This window comes from Enterobacter wuhouensis, assembly GCF_004331265.1.
GTDB lineage: Bacteria > Pseudomonadota > Gammaproteobacteria > Enterobacterales > Enterobacteriaceae > Enterobacter > Enterobacter wuhouensis.
In genome coordinates this window covers 61,558-78,520 of the sequence record NZ_SJOO01000013.1, presented here as the reverse complement: position 1 = coordinate 78,520, position 16,963 = coordinate 61,558, and the positions used below count along the sequence as shown (strand labels likewise).

The following is a 16,963-nucleotide window of genomic DNA, read 5'->3' as shown; positions in this document are numbered from 1 at the left end:
TATAATATAAGGATTTATTCAGGAGGGATATTACAGGCACAAAAAAACCGCCCGAAGGCGGTTTCTTCTGGATGCTTATTTAGCGCCCGGGATGCTGAAACGCTTGTTGAAGCGGTCAACACGGCCACCGGTTGCAACATCACGCTGCTTACCAGTGTAGAACGGGTGGCATTTGCCGCACACGTCCAGGTTCAGATCGTGACCCACGGTGGAGCGGATCTGGATAGAGTTACCGCAAGAGCAGTTTGCAGTAATCATTTCGTATTTCGGGTGAATATCTTTTTTCATGGGAGAACCTCAGTTAAGGCCGCGTCGCTCTTCCAGCCCTAACGCCAGACACCACGCGATGTTGAATGTAATTTCTCTGGCGTAATATACACCAAAGGCGGCGAATCATACAGAATTTGACCAGCGTATGCAAACTGATCCGCACGCCGCTTTCACTAATGTGTATACTAACGCGCCACTTTCAAGTCAGGAAGATTCGATGCCCGTCGCTCACGTTGCCCTGCCCGTTCCGCTCCCCCGCACCTTTGACTATCTGCTGCCCGACAGCATGAGCGCCAAAGCGGGCTGCCGCGTGACCGTGCCGTTTGGCAAACAGCAGCGCGTGGGGATCGTGGTTTCCGTCAGCGAGAAAAGCGAGCTGCCGCTCAATGAGTTGAAATCGGTTGTTGAGGTACTGGACAGCGAGCCGGTTTACTCCACCAGCACCTGCCGACTGCTGCTGTGGGCGGCGGATTATTATCACCACCCCATTGGCGACGTCCTGTTCCACGCCCTGCCGATCATGCTGCGTCAGGGCAAGAGCGCAAGCCATGCGCCAATGTGGTACTGGTTTGCCACCGAGCAGGGCCAGGCCGTGGATATCAACAGCCTGAAGCGTTCTCAGAAACAGCAGCAGGCGCTCGCGGCACTGCGTCAAGGGAAAATCTGGCGGCATCAGGTCGACGAGCTTGAGGTGAGCGAAGCCGCGCTACAGGCATTAAGAAAGAAAGGGTTGAGCGAACTGGCAAGCGAAGCGCCCGCCCTTCACGACTGGCGCGACGACTTCTCCGTCTCCGGCGATCGCCTGCGCCTGAACACCGAGCAGGCCACCGCCGTGGGCGCGATTCACAGCGCCTCGGACCATTTTTCCGCCTGGCTGCTGGCGGGCGTCACTGGCTCGGGTAAAACTGAAGTCTACCTGAGCGTGCTGGAAAACGTGCTCGCTCAGGGCAAACAGGCGCTGGTGATGGTGCCGGAAATTGGCCTGACGCCGCAGACCATCGCCCGCTTCCGCGAACGCTTTAACGCGCCCGTTGAGGTGCTGCACTCCGGGCTAAACGACAGCGAACGCCTCAGCGCATGGCTGAAAGCCAAAAACGGCGAAGCGGCGATTGTGATCGGCACCCGCTCGTCGCTGTTTACGCCGTTTAAAAATCTTGGCGTTATCGTGATCGACGAAGAACACGACAGCTCCTATAAACAGCAGGAAGGCTGGCGCTATCACGCCCGCGATCTGGCGGTGTATCGCGCCCACAGCGAACAAATACCCATCATTCTCGGCTCCGCAACGCCCGCCCTTGAAACGCTGCACAACGTTCGCCAGCGTAAATACCACATGCTGCGCCTGACGCGCCGCGCGGGGAACGCGCGCCCGGCCATTCAGCACGTGCTGGATCTCAAAGGCCAGCAGGTGCAGGCCGGGCTTGCGCCGGCATTGATTACCCGTATGCGCCAGCACCTGCAGGCGGGCAACCAGGTGATTCTGTTCCTGAACCGGCGCGGATTCGCACCCGCCCTGCTGTGCCACGACTGCGGCTGGATTGCGGAATGCCCCCGCTGCGATCATTACTACACATTTCATCAGGCCCAGCGGCATTTGCGCTGCCACCACTGCGACAGCCAGCGCCCGGTGCCGCGCCAGTGCCCGTCGTGCGGCTCAACGCATATCGTGCCGGTCGGTCTGGGTACGGAACAGCTGGAACAGGCGCTTGGCCCCTTCTTCCCTGACGTGCCGATTTCCCGAATTGACCGGGACACCACCAGCCGTAAAGGCGCGCTGGAACAGCAGCTGGCGGAAGTCCATCGCGGTGGCGCACGCATCCTGATTGGCACCCAGATGCTGGCCAAAGGGCATCACTTCCCGGACGTCACGCTGGTCGCCCTGCTGGACGTTGACGGCGCGCTGTTCTCTGCGGATTTCCGCTCAGCCGAGCGCTTCGCACAGCTTTATACGCAGGTGGCTGGGCGTGCCGGACGCGCGGGCAAGCAGGGCGAAGTGGTACTGCAAACGCACCATCCGGATCATCCGCTGCTGCAAACCTTGCTGCATAAAGGCTATGACGCCTTTGCCGAGCAGGCGCTGGCCGAACGCCAGACCATGCAGCTGCCGCCGTGGACAAGCCACGTCATCATCCGCGCGGAAGATCATAACAACCAGCAGGCGCCGCTTTTCCTGCAGCAGCTAAGAAATCTCCTGCAGGCCAGCCCGCTGGTGGATAATCAGCTGTGGATATTGGGCCCGGTTCCGGCGCTTGCCCCGAAACGCGGCGGGCGCTTCCGCTGGCAGCTTTTGCTCCAGCACCCTTCGCGCATACGCTTACAACACATCGTCAGCGGCACGCTGGCGCTCATCAATACCCTGCCAGAAGCGCGTAAAGTGAAGTGGGTTCTTGACGTCGATCCGATTGAAGGCTGAATACGGATCGAAAAATTTAACGCTCCTCACACTTTTTATGAAAATTCTGTAACCGATTCCATTAACTATCTGTAAAAATGGGATCGTCAGAAGTTCGGTGTTCAGGCGAGGAGAAGACGTTGAAGTCCAGGAAAGAGGTTGCCACGGCGACCATGAAAGACGTTGCTGAGAAAGCACAAGTCTCTACAGCAACCGTGTCCCGCGCATTAATGAACCCGGATAAAGTCTCTCAGGCAACCCGCAACCGGGTTGAACAGGCTGCGCTGGAAGTGGGCTATTTCCCGCAGGCGATGGGGCGTAACGTGAAGCGCAACGAGTCGCGCACTATCCTGGTGATTGTGCCGGACATCTGCGATCCCTTCTTCAGCGAGATTATCCGCGGCATCGAAGTGACGGCTGCGGAGCAAGGCTACCTGGTGCTGATTGGCGACTGCGCCCACCAGAATCAGCAGGAAAAAACCTTCATCGACCTCATTATCACCAAGCAGATTGACGGTATGCTGCTGCTTGGCTCCCGCCTGCCGTTTGATGCCAGCATCGAAGAACAGCGCAATTTGCCGCCGATGGTGATGGCCAACGAGTTCGCGCCGGAACTGGAGCTGCCGACGGTTCATATCGATAACCTGACGGCGGCCTTTAATGCCGTGAATTACCTCCAGGAGCTGGGGCATAAACGCATTGGCTGTATCGCCGGGCCGGAAGAGATGCCGCTCTGCCACTACCGTCTGCAGGGCTACGTTCAGGCGCTGCGCCGCACCGGTGCCATCGTCGATCCACACTACATTGCGCGCGGTGACTTTACCTTTGAAGCGGGTGGTCAAGCGCTCGAGAAGCTGCTGGCGTTGCCTGAACCGCCGACGGCCGTGTTCTGCCATAGCGACGTGATGGCGCTGGGCGCGCTCTCCCATGCTAAACGCCGGGGTTTGCGCGTGCCAAAAGACCTGTCGATTATCGGGTTCGATAATATTTCGCTTTCAGAATTTTGCGATCCGCCGCTCACCACCGTTGCCCAACCGCGTTACCAGATTGGCCGTGAAGCCATGCTGCTTCTGCTGGATCAACTGCACGGTCAAACAGTTAGCAGCGGCTCGCGGCTGCTGGACTGCGAACTGATTATTCGCGGCTCTACCCAGGCATTGACTTAAAGTAAATGCCTTTAGGACACCCTTATCTGGTCAAAGCCCCGCCGCTTAAGTAACATGGCGGACTGACGAACGAATAAAGACAGCGAAACGATAGTGGCACAACGAGATTATGTACGTCGCGGCCAGCCGGCACCTTCGCGACGCAAAAAGAGCAGTTCAAAAAGCAAGCAACGCAACCTGCCTGCCGTCTCGCCAGCAATGGTCGCTATTGCTGCGGCTGTACTGGTGGCCTTTATTGGCGGCCTGTACTTTATTACGCACCATAAAAAAGAAGAGTCTGAGGCCCTTCAGGGCAATAAGGTGGCCGGTAATGGCCTGCCGCCGAAGCCTGAAGAACGCTGGCGCTATATTAAAGAGCTGGAAAGCCGCCAGCCTGGCGTGCGTGCGCCTACCGAGCCTTCAGCCGGTGGCGAAGTGAAAAATGCCGATCAGCTGACGGACGAACAGCGCCAGCTTCTGGCACAGATGCAGGCCGATATGCGTCAGCAGCCTACGCAGCTGAATGAAGTGCCGTGGAACGAACAAACGCCGGCGCAGCGTCAGCAAACGCTGCAGCTGCAGCGTCAGCGCCAGGCGCAAATTCAGCAGCAGCAACAGCAGCAGTGGACGCAAACTCAGCCGGTACAGCAGCCGAAAGCACAGCCACAGCAGCAGGTGCGCACGGTGCAATCTCAGCCTGTTCAGCAGCCAAAATCGCAGCCGCAAAAGCAAACGTCACAGCCGTATCAGGATCTGCTCCAGACCCCAGCGCACACCACCGCGCAGCAGCCGAAAACGCAGCAGGCCGCGCCGGTCACCAAAGAGACCGAAGCGCCGAAGCAAACGGCTGAGAAGAAAGACGAGCGCCGCTGGATGGTCCAGTGCGGTTCGTTTAAAGGTGCAGAACAGGCCGAAACGGTACGTGCTCAGCTGGCCTTTGAAGGGTTTGATTCGCGCATTACCACCAATAACGGCTGGAATCGCGTGGTGATTGGTCCGGTCAAAGGCAAAGAGAATGCCGACGGCACTATCTCTCGTTTGAAAGTAGCCGGTCACACAAACTGCATTCGACTCGCCTCCGGGGGTTGAAACCCCCAAAATCCCCCCCATCTATCATTTAATTCAGCCCTGAGCACTGGCTCAGGGCTTCTGTTTCCCGAATTTGTAACCAGGGGGTCTGCTCGTGACAACAATAGTAAGTGTACGCCGTAACGGCCATGTGGTAATCGCCGGTGATGGCCAGGCCACGCTGGGCAATACCGTCATGAAGGGCAACGTGAAGAAAGTGCGTCGTCTTTACAACGACAAAGTGATCGCCGGTTTTGCAGGCGGCACGGCGGACGCCTTCACGCTGTTTGAACTGTTTGAACGCAAACTGGAAATGCACCAGGGTCATCTGGTGAAAGCCGCCGTTGAGCTGGCAAAAGACTGGCGTACCGACCGTATGCTGCGCAAGCTCGAAGCGCTGCTGGCCGTGGCCGACGAAACCGCCTCGCTGATCATCACCGGCAACGGTGACGTCATTCAGCCAGAAAACGACCTGATTGCCATCGGCTCTGGCGGCCCGTACGCCCAGGCTGCAGCCCGCGCGCTGTTGGAAAACACCGACATGAACGCACGCGATATCGCGGTGAAGGCGTTGGATATTGCAGGTGATATCTGCATTTATACCAACCATAACCACACCATCGAAGAATTGACCTCCAAAGCGTAAGGATCTCCCATGTCTGAAATGACCCCACGCGAAATTGTCAGCGAACTGAACAAACACATTATCGGCCAGGACAACGCCAAGCGTTCCGTGGCGATCGCCCTGCGTAACCGCTGGCGTCGTATGCAGCTTGATGAAGAGCTGCGCCACGAAGTGACGCCGAAAAACATTCTGATGATCGGCCCGACCGGCGTCGGTAAAACTGAAATCGCCCGTCGTCTGGCGAAGCTGGCTAACGCGCCGTTCATCAAGGTGGAAGCCACCAAGTTCACCGAAGTGGGCTACGTGGGTAAAGAAGTGGACTCCATCATCCGCGATCTGACCGATTCGGCAATCAAGATGGTGCGCGTTCAGGCTATCGAGAAAAACCGCTACCGCGCCGAAGAGATGGCCGAAGAGCGTATTCTCGACGTGCTGATCCCACCGGCGAAAAACAACTGGGGCCAGTCTGAACAGCAGGCTGAGCCTTCTGCCGCGCGCCAGGCATTCCGTAAGAAGCTGCGTGAAGGCGAGCTGGACGACAAAGAGATTGAGATTGATCTTGCTGCCTCGCCAATGGGCGTAGAAATCATGGCGCCTCCCGGCATGGAAGAGATGACCAGCCAGCTGCAGTCCATGTTCCAGAACCTGGGCGGCCAGAAGCAAAAGGCGCGCAAGCTGAAAATCAAAGACGCGATGAAGCTCCTGATTGAAGAAGAAGCGGCGAAGCTGGTGAACCCGGAAGAGCTGAAGCAGGATGCGATCGACGCGGTTGAGCAACACGGCATCGTGTTTATCGACGAAATCGATAAGATCTGTAAGCGCGGCGGCAACAGCTCCGGCCCGGACGTGTCCCGCGAAGGCGTTCAGCGCGACCTGCTGCCGCTGGTTGAAGGCTGCACCGTCTCTACCAAGCACGGTATGGTGAAAACGGACCACATCCTGTTCATCGCTTCAGGTGCGTTCCAGGTTGCCAGCCCGTCTGACCTGATCCCTGAGCTGCAGGGTCGTCTGCCCATCCGCGTTGAGCTGCAGGCGCTGACCACTGAAGATTTCGAGCGCATCCTGACCGAGCCAAACGCCTCTGTTACCGTTCAGTACAAAGCGCTGATGGCGACCGAAGGCGTGAATATCGAGTTCACCGAAGACGGTATCAAACGTATCGCCCAGGCCGCATGGCAGGTGAACGAAACCACCGAAAACATCGGTGCGCGTCGTCTGCACACCGTGCTGGAGCGACTGGTGGAAGATATCTCTTATGATGCGAGCGACCTTAACGGTCAAACCATTACCATTGACGCAGATTATGTGGGTAAACACCTGGATGCGTTAGTGGCAGATGAAGATCTGAGCCGTTTTATCCTATAATCGCGGTTATTGCATTTTCATCACTGTTGATGGGGGCTAATGCCCCCATTTTTATTGGCTAAATAACTATGACTGATATCAGCCGTACTCAGGCGTGGCTCGAGAGTTTGCGCCCAAAAACACTTCCTCTGGCATTCGCTGCGATTATCGTCGGCACCGCCCTCGCCTGGTGGCAGGGTCATTTCGATCCGCTGGTCGCCGGGCTTGCGCTTATTACTGCGGGCCTGCTGCAAATTCTCTCCAACCTCGCCAACGACTATGGCGATGCGGTGAAAGGCAGCGACAAGCCCGACCGCATCGGACCGCTGCGCGGAATGCAGAAAGGCGTTATTACTCAGGCGCAAATGAAGCGCGCGCTGATAATCACCGTGGTGCTGATTTGCTTGTCCGGCCTGGCGCTGGTCACGGTCGCGTCTAAAACCGCCAGCGATTTTATTGGCTTCCTGGTGCTGGGTTTGCTGGCGATTATCGCGGCCATTACCTACACCGTCGGCACGCGTCCTTACGGTTATATTGGTCTTGGCGATATTTCCGTGCTGGTCTTTTTCGGCTGGCTGAGCGTGATGGGAAGCTGGTACCTGCAGGCACATACCGTCGTTCCTGCCCTGTTCCTGCCCGCCACCGCCTGCGGCCTGCTGGCGACAGCCGTGCTGAATATCAACAACCTGCGCGATATCGACAGCGACCGTGAGAACGGCAAGAACACGCTGGCCGTGCGCCTCGGGCCAGTGAACGCGCGTCGTTATCACGCCTGCCTGCTGATGGGTTCTCTGGCGTGCCTGGCGCTGTTTAACCTGCTTTCCCTGCACAGCCTGTGGGGTTGGCTGTTTGTGCTGGCTGCACCGCTGCTGATTAAGCAGGCGCGGTTCGTGATGCGCGAGCTCAGCCCTGCCGCCATGCCGCCAATGCTGGAACGCACGGTTAAAGGCGCGCTGCTGACTAACCTGTTGTTCGTCATTGGGATTGTCCTCAGCCAGACGCTGAGTTAACTGACAAATATCAATTAACAATTGATGATTTTGCCAACAACGCGTTTCGCACGATATACTGAACACATTCGCAGCAATAGAGCGTTAAACCTATGAAATACGATACCTCCGAGCTTTGTGACATCTACCAGGAAGATGTCAACGTCGTTGAACCGCTGTTCTCCAACTTTGGTGGACGGTCGTCGTTTGGCGGACAAATCATCACGGTGAAATGTTTCGAGGATAACGGGTTGCTGTACGATCTGCTCGAACAGAACGGCCGTGGCCGCGTTCTGGTGGTCGACGGCGGTGGTTCCGTGCGCCGTGCATTGATTGACGCTGAACTGGCGGGAATTGCCGTCCAGAATGAGTGGGAAGGCATCGTGGTCTACGGCTCCGTTCGCCAGGTGGACGATCTCGAAGACCTGGATATCGGAATTCAGGCCATCGCGGCCATTCCGGTAGGCGCAGCGGGCGACGGCATCGGCGAGAGCGACGTGCGCGTTAATTTCGGCGGCGTGACCTTCTTCTCCGGTGACCATCTTTACGCTGACAATACCGGTATCATCCTTTCCGAGGATGCGCTGGATATCGAGTAGCAAACCAGTAAACGTGAACCATAAAAAAACCGCCATCAGCAATGTGGCGGTTTTTTTGTCCCTCGGGATTCGCGGCCCGTTGGGAATTAGACTTCTTCCATACGTCCCAGCAGCGCCTGCAGGCGATCCTGCCAGCCGTTCTGCTGTTCGCGCAGCTGGTTGTTTTCGCGCTCCAGCTCTTCGCGGCCGTTCTGAGCGTTCTGAACTTCCTGTGCCAGGGAGTTGTTCTTCTCTTTCAGCTCTTCAATTTCCATCTGCAGCAGGGTGATGGTGTCGATCGCCTGCTGTACTTTCGATTCCAGTTTCTCAAACACTTCTAAAGACATGATGCTACCTCTCCTGAATTGCAAGGCGACGCTTTAACGTAAACGCGCACGACATATACCGTCGATTGTATGGAGCGCGGCGCTCTGTGTCCAGCGACACGCCACGCAGATCGCGGTTTGCAACACTTTTAGGTCTGGTCCTGGTGCGTTCGCGTCATATACCCCTAAATTGTTAACTCTTTAGTTAATGAAATGATTCAGCTCACAGTTCGCGACTGATGCAAAAACGCGCCTTATGGCGCGAAAACGCTCATTTTATTGACGCAGACCACACATTTTGATTTCGATATTTCTCGTTTTTGCTCGTTAACGATAAATTAACACTATGTCTACAGGACATCGTGGTTGTCACGGGCGACCGCGCTAACAATAAACATTCATCTCTTCAGGATTCCGATTATGAGTCAGACATCAACCTTAAAAGGCCAGTGCATTGCCGAGTTCCTTGGTACCGGGTTGTTGATATTCTTCGGAGTGGGCTGTGTCGCTGCACTGAAAGTGGCGGGTGCCAGTTTTGGTCAGTGGGAAATCAGTATCATCTGGGGTCTGGGCGTGGCGATGGCCATCTACCTGACTGCCGGAGTTTCCGGTGCACATCTTAACCCGGCGGTGACCATCGCGCTGTGGCTGTTCGCGTGCTTCGACAGGCGCAAAGTGGTCCCTTTTATCATTTCTCAGTTTGCCGGCGCCTTTTGCGCAGCGGCGTTAGTTTACGGGCTTTATTACAATCTTTTCATCGACTTCGAACAGACGCATCATATGGTGCGCGGCAGTGTCGAAAGTCTGGATCTGGCCGGCATCTTCTCAACCTATCCGAACCCGCATATCAATTTTGTGCAGGCGTTCGCAGTTGAAATGGTGATTACCGCTATTCTGATGGGCGTCATCATGGCGCTGGGCGATGACGGCAACGGCATTCCGCGCGGCCCGCTGGCCCCGCTGCTGATTGGCCTGCTGATTGCGGTTATCGGCGCATCAATGGGTCCACTGACCGGCTTCGCGATGAACCCGGCGCGTGACCTGGGGCCAAAAACCTTCGCCTTCTTCGCAGGATGGGGCGACGTCGCCTTCACCGGCGGCAAGGACATTCCTTACTTCCTGGTCCCGCTGTTTGGGCCAATCGTAGGGGCGGCGCTGGGTGCATTCGGCTATCGCAAATTAATTGGTCGCCACTTACCGTGCGACACCTGTGTGGAAGAAGAGAAAGAAACGACCTCTCCTGCACAGCAAAAAGCTTCGCTGTAATCTGACTACGGGACACATACCATGACCGAAAAAAAATATATCGTTGCGCTCGACCAGGGCACCACCAGCTCCCGCGCTGTCGTAATGGATCATGACGCGAACATCGTCAGCGTGTCACAGCGCGAATTCGAACAAATTTATCCTCGTCCAGGCTGGGTAGAACACGATCCAATGGAGATCTGGGCGTCGCAAAGCTCCACGCTGGTCGAAGTGCTGGCGAAAGCCGACATCAGTTCCGACGAAATTGCCGCCATCGGTATCACCAACCAGCGTGAAACCACCGTAGTCTGGGAGCGCGAAACCGGTAAGCCCATTTACAACGCCATCGTCTGGCAGTGCCGTCGTACCGCAGAAATCTGCGAAAAGCTGAAGCGCGACGGGATGGAAGAGTACATCCGCAGCGCCACCGGCCTGGTGATTGACCCGTATTTCTCCGGCACCAAGGTGAAGTGGATCCTCGACCACGTGGAAGGCTCACGCGAGCGTGCACGACGCGGCGAGCTGCTGTTCGGTACCGTCGATACCTGGCTTATCTGGAAGATGACCCAGGGACGCGTGCACGTCACCGACTACACCAACGCCTCGCGCACCATGCTGTTCAACATCAACACCCTTGAGTGGGATGACAAGATGCTGGACGCGCTGGACATCCCGCGCGCGATGCTGCCTGAAGTGCGTAAGTCTTCCGAAGTGTACGGCCAGACCAACATCGGCGGTAAGGGCGGCACCCGTATTCCTATCGCCGGTATCGCCGGTGACCAGCAGGCGGCGCTGTTCGGCCAGCTGTGCGTTAAGGAAGGGATGGCGAAGAACACCTACGGTACCGGCTGCTTTATGCTGATGAACACCGGCGAGAAAGCGGTGAAATCAGAAAACGGCCTGCTGACCACCATCGCCTGCGGCCCGCGCGGCGAAGTGAACTATGCGCTGGAAGGCGCGGTGTTCATGGCCGGTGCGTCTATCCAGTGGCTGCGCGACGAGATGAAGCTGATCGGCGACGCGTTCGATTCCGAGTACTTCGCGACCAAAGTGAAAGATACCAACGGCGTGTACGTGGTGCCTGCGTTCACTGGGCTGGGCGCACCGTACTGGGATCCGTATGCACGCGGGGCGATTTTCGGCCTGACGCGCGGTGTGAACTCTAACCACATTATTCGCGCCACCCTGGAATCCATCGCCTACCAGACGCGCGACGTGCTGGAAGCGATGCAGGCTGACTCCGGCATTCGTCTGCACGCCCTGCGCGTGGACGGCGGTGCGGTAGCCAACAACTTCCTGATGCAGTTCCAGTCCGACATTCTGGGCACCCGCGTTGAGCGCCCTGAAGTGCGTGAAGTGACGGCGCTGGGCGCGGCATATCTGGCGGGTCTGGCGGTCGGCTTCTGGCAGAACCTGGACGAGCTGCAGGAAAAAGCGGTCATCGAACGCGAGTTCCGCCCGGGCATCGAAACCACCGAGCGCAACTACCGCTACAGCGGCTGGAAGAAAGCGGTGAAGCGCGCCCTGGCGTGGGAAGAGCACGAAGAGTAAGACAGACTCACCCCTCACCCTAACCCTCTCCCCAAAGGGGCGAGGGGACTTAAAACACCCTCTCCCCTTTGGGGAGAGGGCCGGGGTGAGGGGCTCAGACCGCCCCCCCCTACCCACTCTGTGATAAACTTCGTGCAATTCCTTTTGATTGCACGAGTACCTCATGAAACGTGAACTTGCTATCGAGTTTTCCCGCGTCACCGAAGCTGCCGCCCTCGCAGGCTATAAATGGCTGGGTCGTGGCGACAAAAATACCGCCGACGGTGCAGCCGTCCATGCCATGCGCATTGTGCTTAACCAGGTCAATATCGACGGCACTATCGTGATCGGCGAAGGCGAGATCGACGAAGCGCCGATGCTCTATATCGGTGAAAAAGTCGGTACCGGCAAAGGCGATGCCGTGGATATCGCGGTTGACCCGATCGAAGGCACGCGCATGACGGCGATGGGCCAGGCCAATGCCTTAGCGGTGCTTGCCGTGGGCGATAAAGGCTGCTTCCTCAACGCGCCGGATATGTACATGGAAAAGCTGATTGTCGGCCCTGGCGCGAAAGGCGCAATCGACCTCAGCCTGCCGCTGGAAGAGAACCTCAACAACATCGCCAACGCGCTGGGCAAACCGCTCAGCGAGCTGACCGTCACCATTCTGGCGAAACCGCGCCACGACGCCACCATCGCGCAGATGCAAAAGCTCGGCGTGCGCGTGTTTGCTATCCCCGACGGTGACGTTGCCGCCTCGATTCTGACCTGTATGCCGGACAGCGAGGTGGACGTGCTTTACGGTATCGGCGGCGCGCCGGAAGGCGTGGTCTCCGCGGCGGTGATCCGCGCCCTGGACGGCGACATGCAGGCGCGCCTGCTGGCGCGTCACGACGTTAAAGGCGACAGCGAAGAGAACCGCCGCATCGGTGAAAACGAGCTGGCACGCTGTGCGGCGATGGGGATCGAGGCTAATAAAGTCCTCGCACTAACCGACATGGCCCGCAGCGATAACGTAGTGTTCTCCGCGACGGGCATCACCAAAGGCGATCTGCTGGACGGCATCACCCGCAAGGGCAACATGGCGACCACCGAAACGCTGCTGATCCGCGGTAAATCACGCACCATTCGCCGCATCCAGTCTATCCACTATCTCGATCGCAAAGACCCGGACGTGCAGACGCACATTCTGTAAAACCGTTTGATCGATTGAGCTTTCCGGCCCGAGCGGGCTGGAAATCGTCACCACAAATACGGAAGATAGAACAGAGAAAAAGCACAGGAGAAGATCATGGCGGACTGGGTAACAGGTAAAGTCACAAAGGTACAGTTCTGGACCGATGCGCTATTTAGTCTCACCCTACATGCTCCCGTCCACCCGTTCACAGCCGGACAGTTCGCGAAGCTGGGGCTGGACGTCGACGGCGAACGCGTGCAGCGCGCTTACTCATACGTCAACGCGCCGGATAACCCGGATCTCGAGTTCTATCTTGTCACCGTCCCGGACGGCAAGCTCAGCCCGCGCCTCGCGGCGCTAAAGCCGGGCGACGATGTGCAGATTGTGAGCGAAGCGGCAGGTTTCTTCGTGCTGGACGAAATCCCGGACTGCGATACCCTCTGGATGCTGGCGACCGGTACGGCCATCGGCCCTTATCTCTCTATTCTGCAGTACGGCAAAGACCTTGAGCGATTCAAAAACATCGTGCTGGTTCACGCCGCGCGCTACGCCGCAGATCTAAGCTATCTTCCGCAAATGCAGGAGCTTGAGCAGCAGTACGGCGGGAAGCTGAAAATTCAGACCGTGGTCAGCCGCGAAACGGCGGCGGGTTCACTGACGGGGCGCGTACCGGCGCTGATTGAAAGCGGGGCTCTGGAAGCGGCGGTGGGTCTGCCGATGAACACCGAGACCAGCCACGTGATGCTGTGCGGCAACCCGCAGATGGTGCGCGATACGCAGCAGCTGCTTAAGGATACCCGGCAGATGACGAAGCATCTTCGCCGCCGACCGGGCCATATGACGGCTGAACACTACTGGTGATCAGCGGTACTTCACCTCAAGGGTGTCTTTACCGTATTTATTTTCGCTCTGGGTGCCGATAAACGCGCCCAGATCGATAACCATCATCACGAAGATGATCGTTGGCAGCAGCAGGCCAACGACCCACGGCAGGATGGACGGCAGCATCGACCAGTTTCCCGCCACCAGCATCCACGCCAGAATAATCAAAAATGCCCACGCGCCGGAGCGTCCGCGATCGTGCAGGCGTTTTACCACCACTGCGGCGGTTGGCCACAGCAGGCAGACCAGCGCGAAGGCCGCCGTTTGCGTGCTCAACCACGCGTTGTAGGCCACAAAAAACAGAAGCAGCATGGCGACGATCCACGTCACCATCCAGACCCAGAAATCACGGCGTCCGATACGCCCTTTGAATGAAAACAGCCACTGCTGTATGGTCATGTAAGGTTCCTTATTATCGTTTAGCCCGCATTTTACCCTGGAGTTGTGACCTTTTGACAAGCCGAGCAGATATCGTTTTAATCATGAGCAGTTACGGCCAGGGACAACATTGATGAAATTTTCGGCACACTCTCTTTTCCTCTGTTTAGCGATGCTCAGCACCAGCGTTTCCCTGCACGCCGCCGAAACCACCGCCCCGGCTACCGCGCCGTATCTGCTGGCGGGCGCCCCGTCGTTCGATCTCTCCATCAGCCAGTTCCGTGAAGCCTTTAATAAAGACAACCCGACGCTGCCACTGGATGAATTTCGCGCCATTGATAGCGCACGCGATACGCCGACGCTGACCCGCGCAGCCAGTAAGATAAACGAGAATTTATACGCGTCGACGGCGCTGGAGCGCGGCACGCTAAAAATCAAAAGCATGCAGCTCACCTGGCTCCCTATTCAGGGGCCGGAGCAGAAAGCCGCTAAAGCGAAGGCGCAGGAATACATGAGCGCCGTTTTACGCGCCTTCACGCCCGCGCTCACCAAAGCCCAAAGCCAGCAAAAGCTGCAAAAATTGCTGACCGCCGGGAAAAACAAGCGCTACTACGCCGAGACAGAGGGCGCTATTCGCTATGTTGTGGCAGATAACGGCGAAAAAGGACTGACCTTCGCTGTTGAACCGATTAAGCTGGCACTATCAGACGCACTCGGAGGGGCGAATTAATGACAAAAAGCAAAGCCTTTCGAGGGAAAATCTCTATACTGATTCACAGACCATGCTGCCCGTGAGGGTGGCCATATTCCTTAATTCGCTTATTTAGCGTGGAGAATTGAAATGCGACATCCTTTAGTGATGGGTAACTGGAAACTGAACGGCAGCCGCCACATGGTAAACGAACTGGTTGCGAACCTGCGCAAAGAGCTGGCTGGCGTGACGGGCTGTGCGGTTTCTATTGCTCCGCCTGATATGTACCTGGATCTGGCTAAACGTGCCGCTGACGGCAGCCACATCGTGCTGGGCGCGCAGAACGTTGACGTTAACCTGTCTGGCGCGTTCACCGGTGAAACCTCCGCTGAAATGCTGAAAGATATCGGCGCGAAATACATCATCATCGGCCACTCTGAGCGTCGTACCTACCACAAAGAATCCGACGAGTTCATCGCGAAGAAATTCGCCGTGCTGAAAGAGCAGGGTCTGACTCCGGTTCTGTGCATCGGTGAAACCGAAGCAGAAAACGAAGCGGGCAAAACCGAAGAAGTGTGCGCACGTCAGATCGACGCCGTGCTGAAAACCCAGGGCGCAGCAGCGTTCGAAGGCGCAGTGATTGCTTACGAGCCAGTCTGGGCGATCGGTACCGGCAAATCTGCAACCCCTGCACAGGCTCAGGCGGTTCACAAATTCATCCGTGACCACATTGCTAAAGCCGACGCGAAAGTGGCTGAGCAAGTGATCATCCAGTACGGCGGTTCCGTAAACGCAGCGAACGCTGCTGAGCTGTTCACCCAGCCGGACATCGACGGCGCGCTGGTTGGCGGTGCATCCCTGAAAGCTGACGCTTTCGCGGTGATCGTTAAAGCAGCAGAAGCGGCTAAGCAGGCGTAATTGCCTCTGTGGCGGGTGGCGCTTCGCTAACCCGCCCTACGGTTCTGTAGGCCCGGTAAGCGTCAGCGCCACCGGGCTTTTTTTACAGTTGTCCCAGTAGGTTAAACCACAGATAATCCAGCGGCAGTAGCACAAGATACGTTGCAATGGCCAGCCAGAGACAAAGTACCATCCCCGCCCTTGCAGGCACCTTTCCTAAGCCCATCGCTACCACAATCGGCGACGCCTGATACGGCAGCAGAGGCGTGGAATAACCCAGCACCTGAATCATGATCACCGAAAGCAGCGGGAAACCGGTGGCGTCCGAAAAGCTCTGCGCCAGCGTGGTATAGAGTGCAGGAACGCCGTTCGCGGTCATGATGAAATTGAGCGCCGTGGTGATCCCCGTCAGCGCCAGGAAGCTGGTGAACGGCCTCTCCGCATCCAGCGGCACGACCTGCAGCAGCGCCTCACCCACCGCCGTACCGATCCCGGTTTGCGTTACGGTAATCGCTAGCCCCAGAATACCGGCGACGTAAATACAGGTGCGCATATTCACGCCCGTCGAGAACTCTTCTCCGGTGATAAAGCCAACGCGCGGCAGCAGCACAACGACCGACGCCGCCAGCCCCGTCCAGGCCGGTCCCACACCGTGCCAGCTCTCCGTCACCCACATCACCAGCACCACCGCCAGCAGCCAGGCGAGGCGTTTTTCATCCCTTCCCATCGGTCCAGACGGTGCCACATCCTTCGCCGGTTTCGGGCTGCCGGGAAATAGCCAGCAGATCAGGCCTATCAGGATCATGCCTTTGAGGATACCCAGCACCGGCGTGTGCAGCAGCAGATACGGCGCATAGTTCAGGTGAATACCGTACGAGCCTTCCGCCGCGCCGCTCATGACCAGATTCGGGACGTTAGCGGGCAGGATGGTGGCCGAGAGCTGGAAGGTGCCGAACCCGACGGCCAGCGCCAGGCCAAACCAGGCGCGCGAGCCGTCGGGAATGCTGGCGCGCTTTGCCATCGCCGCGACAATCGGCATCAGAAGCGCAATGCGGCCCATGTTCGACGGCATCACAAACGCCAGGGCGTAGCTCAGCAGCACCACGCTGGAGACCATTAATAACCAGGAGTCGGTGAGCTTCGCGGATAGTGCCCGCGCGGCCCTGTCGGCCAGCCCGGTTTTGCGGATCGCCACGCCGAGCACAAAGCCGCTGAACACCAGCCAGAAGGCCGACGAGGCAAAACCGCCAAAAATCACCTCCGGCGGGGCGATTCTGGCGGTCATTGCCGCCGTGAAGAACAGCAGCGCGGTGAGAAATTCCGGCAGCAGCGACGTCGCCCACAGCACGATGGTGACGCCGACGATCAGAGAGGGAAGCAGCAGAGGATGCGTTAACCAGAGCGACATACCTGTCTCCTGTAGAAT

At 57.6% G+C, this 16,963-nt stretch carries 17 protein-coding genes; 13 read left to right on the top strand and 4 right to left on the bottom strand.

The features are described from left to right. Positions 1-75: 75 nt before the first annotated feature. A complete protein-coding gene (gene rpmE, locus E0L20_RS20940) occupies positions 76-288 on the bottom strand; it encodes a 50S ribosomal protein L31 (RefSeq protein WP_003862040.1) in 213 nt (70 codons plus the stop codon). Positions 289-487: 199 nt separating this feature from the next. Here rpmE and priA point away from each other — a divergent pair, with 199 nt between their 5' ends. The 7 genes from priA (at position 488) to rraA (ending at position 8,432) form a co-directional block, all read left to right on the top strand. Beyond that, complete coding sequence (priA, locus tag E0L20_RS20935; RefSeq protein ID WP_131635632.1) at positions 488-2,683, top strand: primosomal protein N'; 2,196 nt, start codon at positions 488-490, stop codon at positions 2,681-2,683. A 119-nt stretch (positions 2,684-2,802) separates the two neighbouring features. Next, positions 2,803-3,828: a DNA-binding transcriptional regulator CytR gene (gene cytR / locus E0L20_RS20930; protein WP_131635631.1), complete on the top strand. Its 1,026-nt coding sequence runs from the start codon at positions 2,803-2,805 to the stop codon at positions 3,826-3,828. 93 nt (positions 3,829-3,921) lie between these two features. Continuing rightward, on the top strand, positions 3,922-4,896 hold the full coding sequence (ftsN, locus tag E0L20_RS20925; RefSeq protein WP_131635630.1) for a cell division protein FtsN: 975 nt from the start codon (positions 3,922-3,924) through the stop codon (positions 4,894-4,896). 94 nt (positions 4,897-4,990) lie between these two features. After that, positions 4,991-5,521 (top strand): ATP-dependent protease subunit HslV, encoded by a 531-nt coding sequence (gene hslV, locus E0L20_RS20920; RefSeq protein WP_008501802.1) that lies wholly within the window; start codon positions 4,991-4,993, stop codon positions 5,519-5,521. 9 nt (positions 5,522-5,530) lie between these two features. Further along, entirely contained in the window at positions 5,531-6,865 is a 1,335-nt protein-coding gene (gene hslU / locus E0L20_RS20915; RefSeq protein WP_131635629.1) for an ATP-dependent protease ATPase subunit HslU, read from the top strand. Between the two features lie 62 nt (positions 6,866-6,927). Further along, positions 6,928-7,854 (top strand): 1,4-dihydroxy-2-naphthoate polyprenyltransferase, encoded by a 927-nt coding sequence (gene menA / locus E0L20_RS20910; RefSeq protein WP_131635628.1) that lies wholly within the window; start codon positions 6,928-6,930, stop codon positions 7,852-7,854. A gap of 92 nt (positions 7,855-7,946) precedes the next feature. Then, positions 7,947-8,432, top strand: a complete 486-nt coding sequence (gene rraA, locus E0L20_RS20905) for a ribonuclease E activity regulator RraA (RefSeq protein ID WP_042718157.1) — start codon at positions 7,947-7,949, stop codon at positions 8,430-8,432. A gap of 86 nt (positions 8,433-8,518) precedes the next feature. Here the strand turns inward: rraA and zapB are convergent, their stop codons facing one another. Continuing rightward, positions 8,519-8,758 carry a septal ring assembly protein ZapB gene (gene zapB / locus E0L20_RS20900; RefSeq protein WP_131635627.1) on the bottom strand — a complete coding sequence of 80 codons (240 nt, stop codon included), beginning with the start codon at positions 8,756-8,758 and terminating at the stop codon, positions 8,519-8,521. A gap of 399 nt (positions 8,759-9,157) precedes the next feature. Here zapB and E0L20_RS20895 point away from each other — a divergent pair, with 399 nt between their 5' ends. The 4 genes from E0L20_RS20895 (at position 9,158) to fpr (ending at position 13,550) form a co-directional block, all read left to right on the top strand. Continuing rightward, positions 9,158-10,003 carry an MIP/aquaporin family protein gene (locus E0L20_RS20895; protein ID WP_131635626.1) on the top strand — a complete coding sequence of 282 codons (846 nt, stop codon included), beginning with the start codon at positions 9,158-9,160 and terminating at the stop codon, positions 10,001-10,003. A 21-nt stretch (positions 10,004-10,024) separates the two neighbouring features. Further along, entirely contained in the window at positions 10,025-11,533 is a 1,509-nt protein-coding gene (gene glpK, locus E0L20_RS20890) for a glycerol kinase GlpK (protein ID WP_131635625.1), read from the top strand. 163 nt (positions 11,534-11,696) lie between these two features. Further along, positions 11,697-12,707 carry a class II fructose-bisphosphatase gene (glpX, locus tag E0L20_RS20885; RefSeq protein WP_131635624.1) on the top strand — a complete coding sequence of 337 codons (1,011 nt, stop codon included), beginning with the start codon at positions 11,697-11,699 and terminating at the stop codon, positions 12,705-12,707. A gap of 96 nt (positions 12,708-12,803) precedes the next feature. Further along, positions 12,804-13,550, top strand: a complete 747-nt coding sequence (fpr, locus tag E0L20_RS20880; protein ID WP_131635623.1) for a ferredoxin--NADP(+) reductase — start codon at positions 12,804-12,806, stop codon at positions 13,548-13,550. Here fpr and E0L20_RS20875 read toward each other — a convergent pair whose 3' ends face one another. Further along, positions 13,551-13,970 (bottom strand): DUF805 domain-containing protein, encoded by a 420-nt coding sequence (locus E0L20_RS20875; protein WP_131635622.1) that lies wholly within the window; start codon positions 13,968-13,970, stop codon positions 13,551-13,553. A 151-nt stretch (positions 13,971-14,121) separates the two neighbouring features. Here E0L20_RS20875 and E0L20_RS20870 point away from each other — a divergent pair, with 151 nt between their 5' ends. Together E0L20_RS20870 and tpiA are read left to right on the top strand one after the other, a co-directional pair. Continuing rightward, positions 14,122-14,679 (top strand): DUF1454 family protein, encoded by a 558-nt coding sequence (locus tag E0L20_RS20870; RefSeq protein WP_370967441.1) that lies wholly within the window; start codon positions 14,122-14,124, stop codon positions 14,677-14,679. 111 nt (positions 14,680-14,790) lie between these two features. Continuing rightward, positions 14,791-15,558 carry a triose-phosphate isomerase gene (gene tpiA, locus E0L20_RS20865; RefSeq protein WP_119938128.1) on the top strand — a complete coding sequence of 256 codons (768 nt, stop codon included), beginning with the start codon at positions 14,791-14,793 and terminating at the stop codon, positions 15,556-15,558. Between the two features lie 82 nt (positions 15,559-15,640). Here tpiA and E0L20_RS20860 read toward each other — a convergent pair whose 3' ends face one another. Further along, complete coding sequence (locus tag E0L20_RS20860) at positions 15,641-16,945, bottom strand: SLC13 family permease (RefSeq protein WP_131635620.1); 1,305 nt, start codon at positions 16,943-16,945, stop codon at positions 15,641-15,643. Positions 16,946-16,963: the final 18 nt, after the last annotated feature.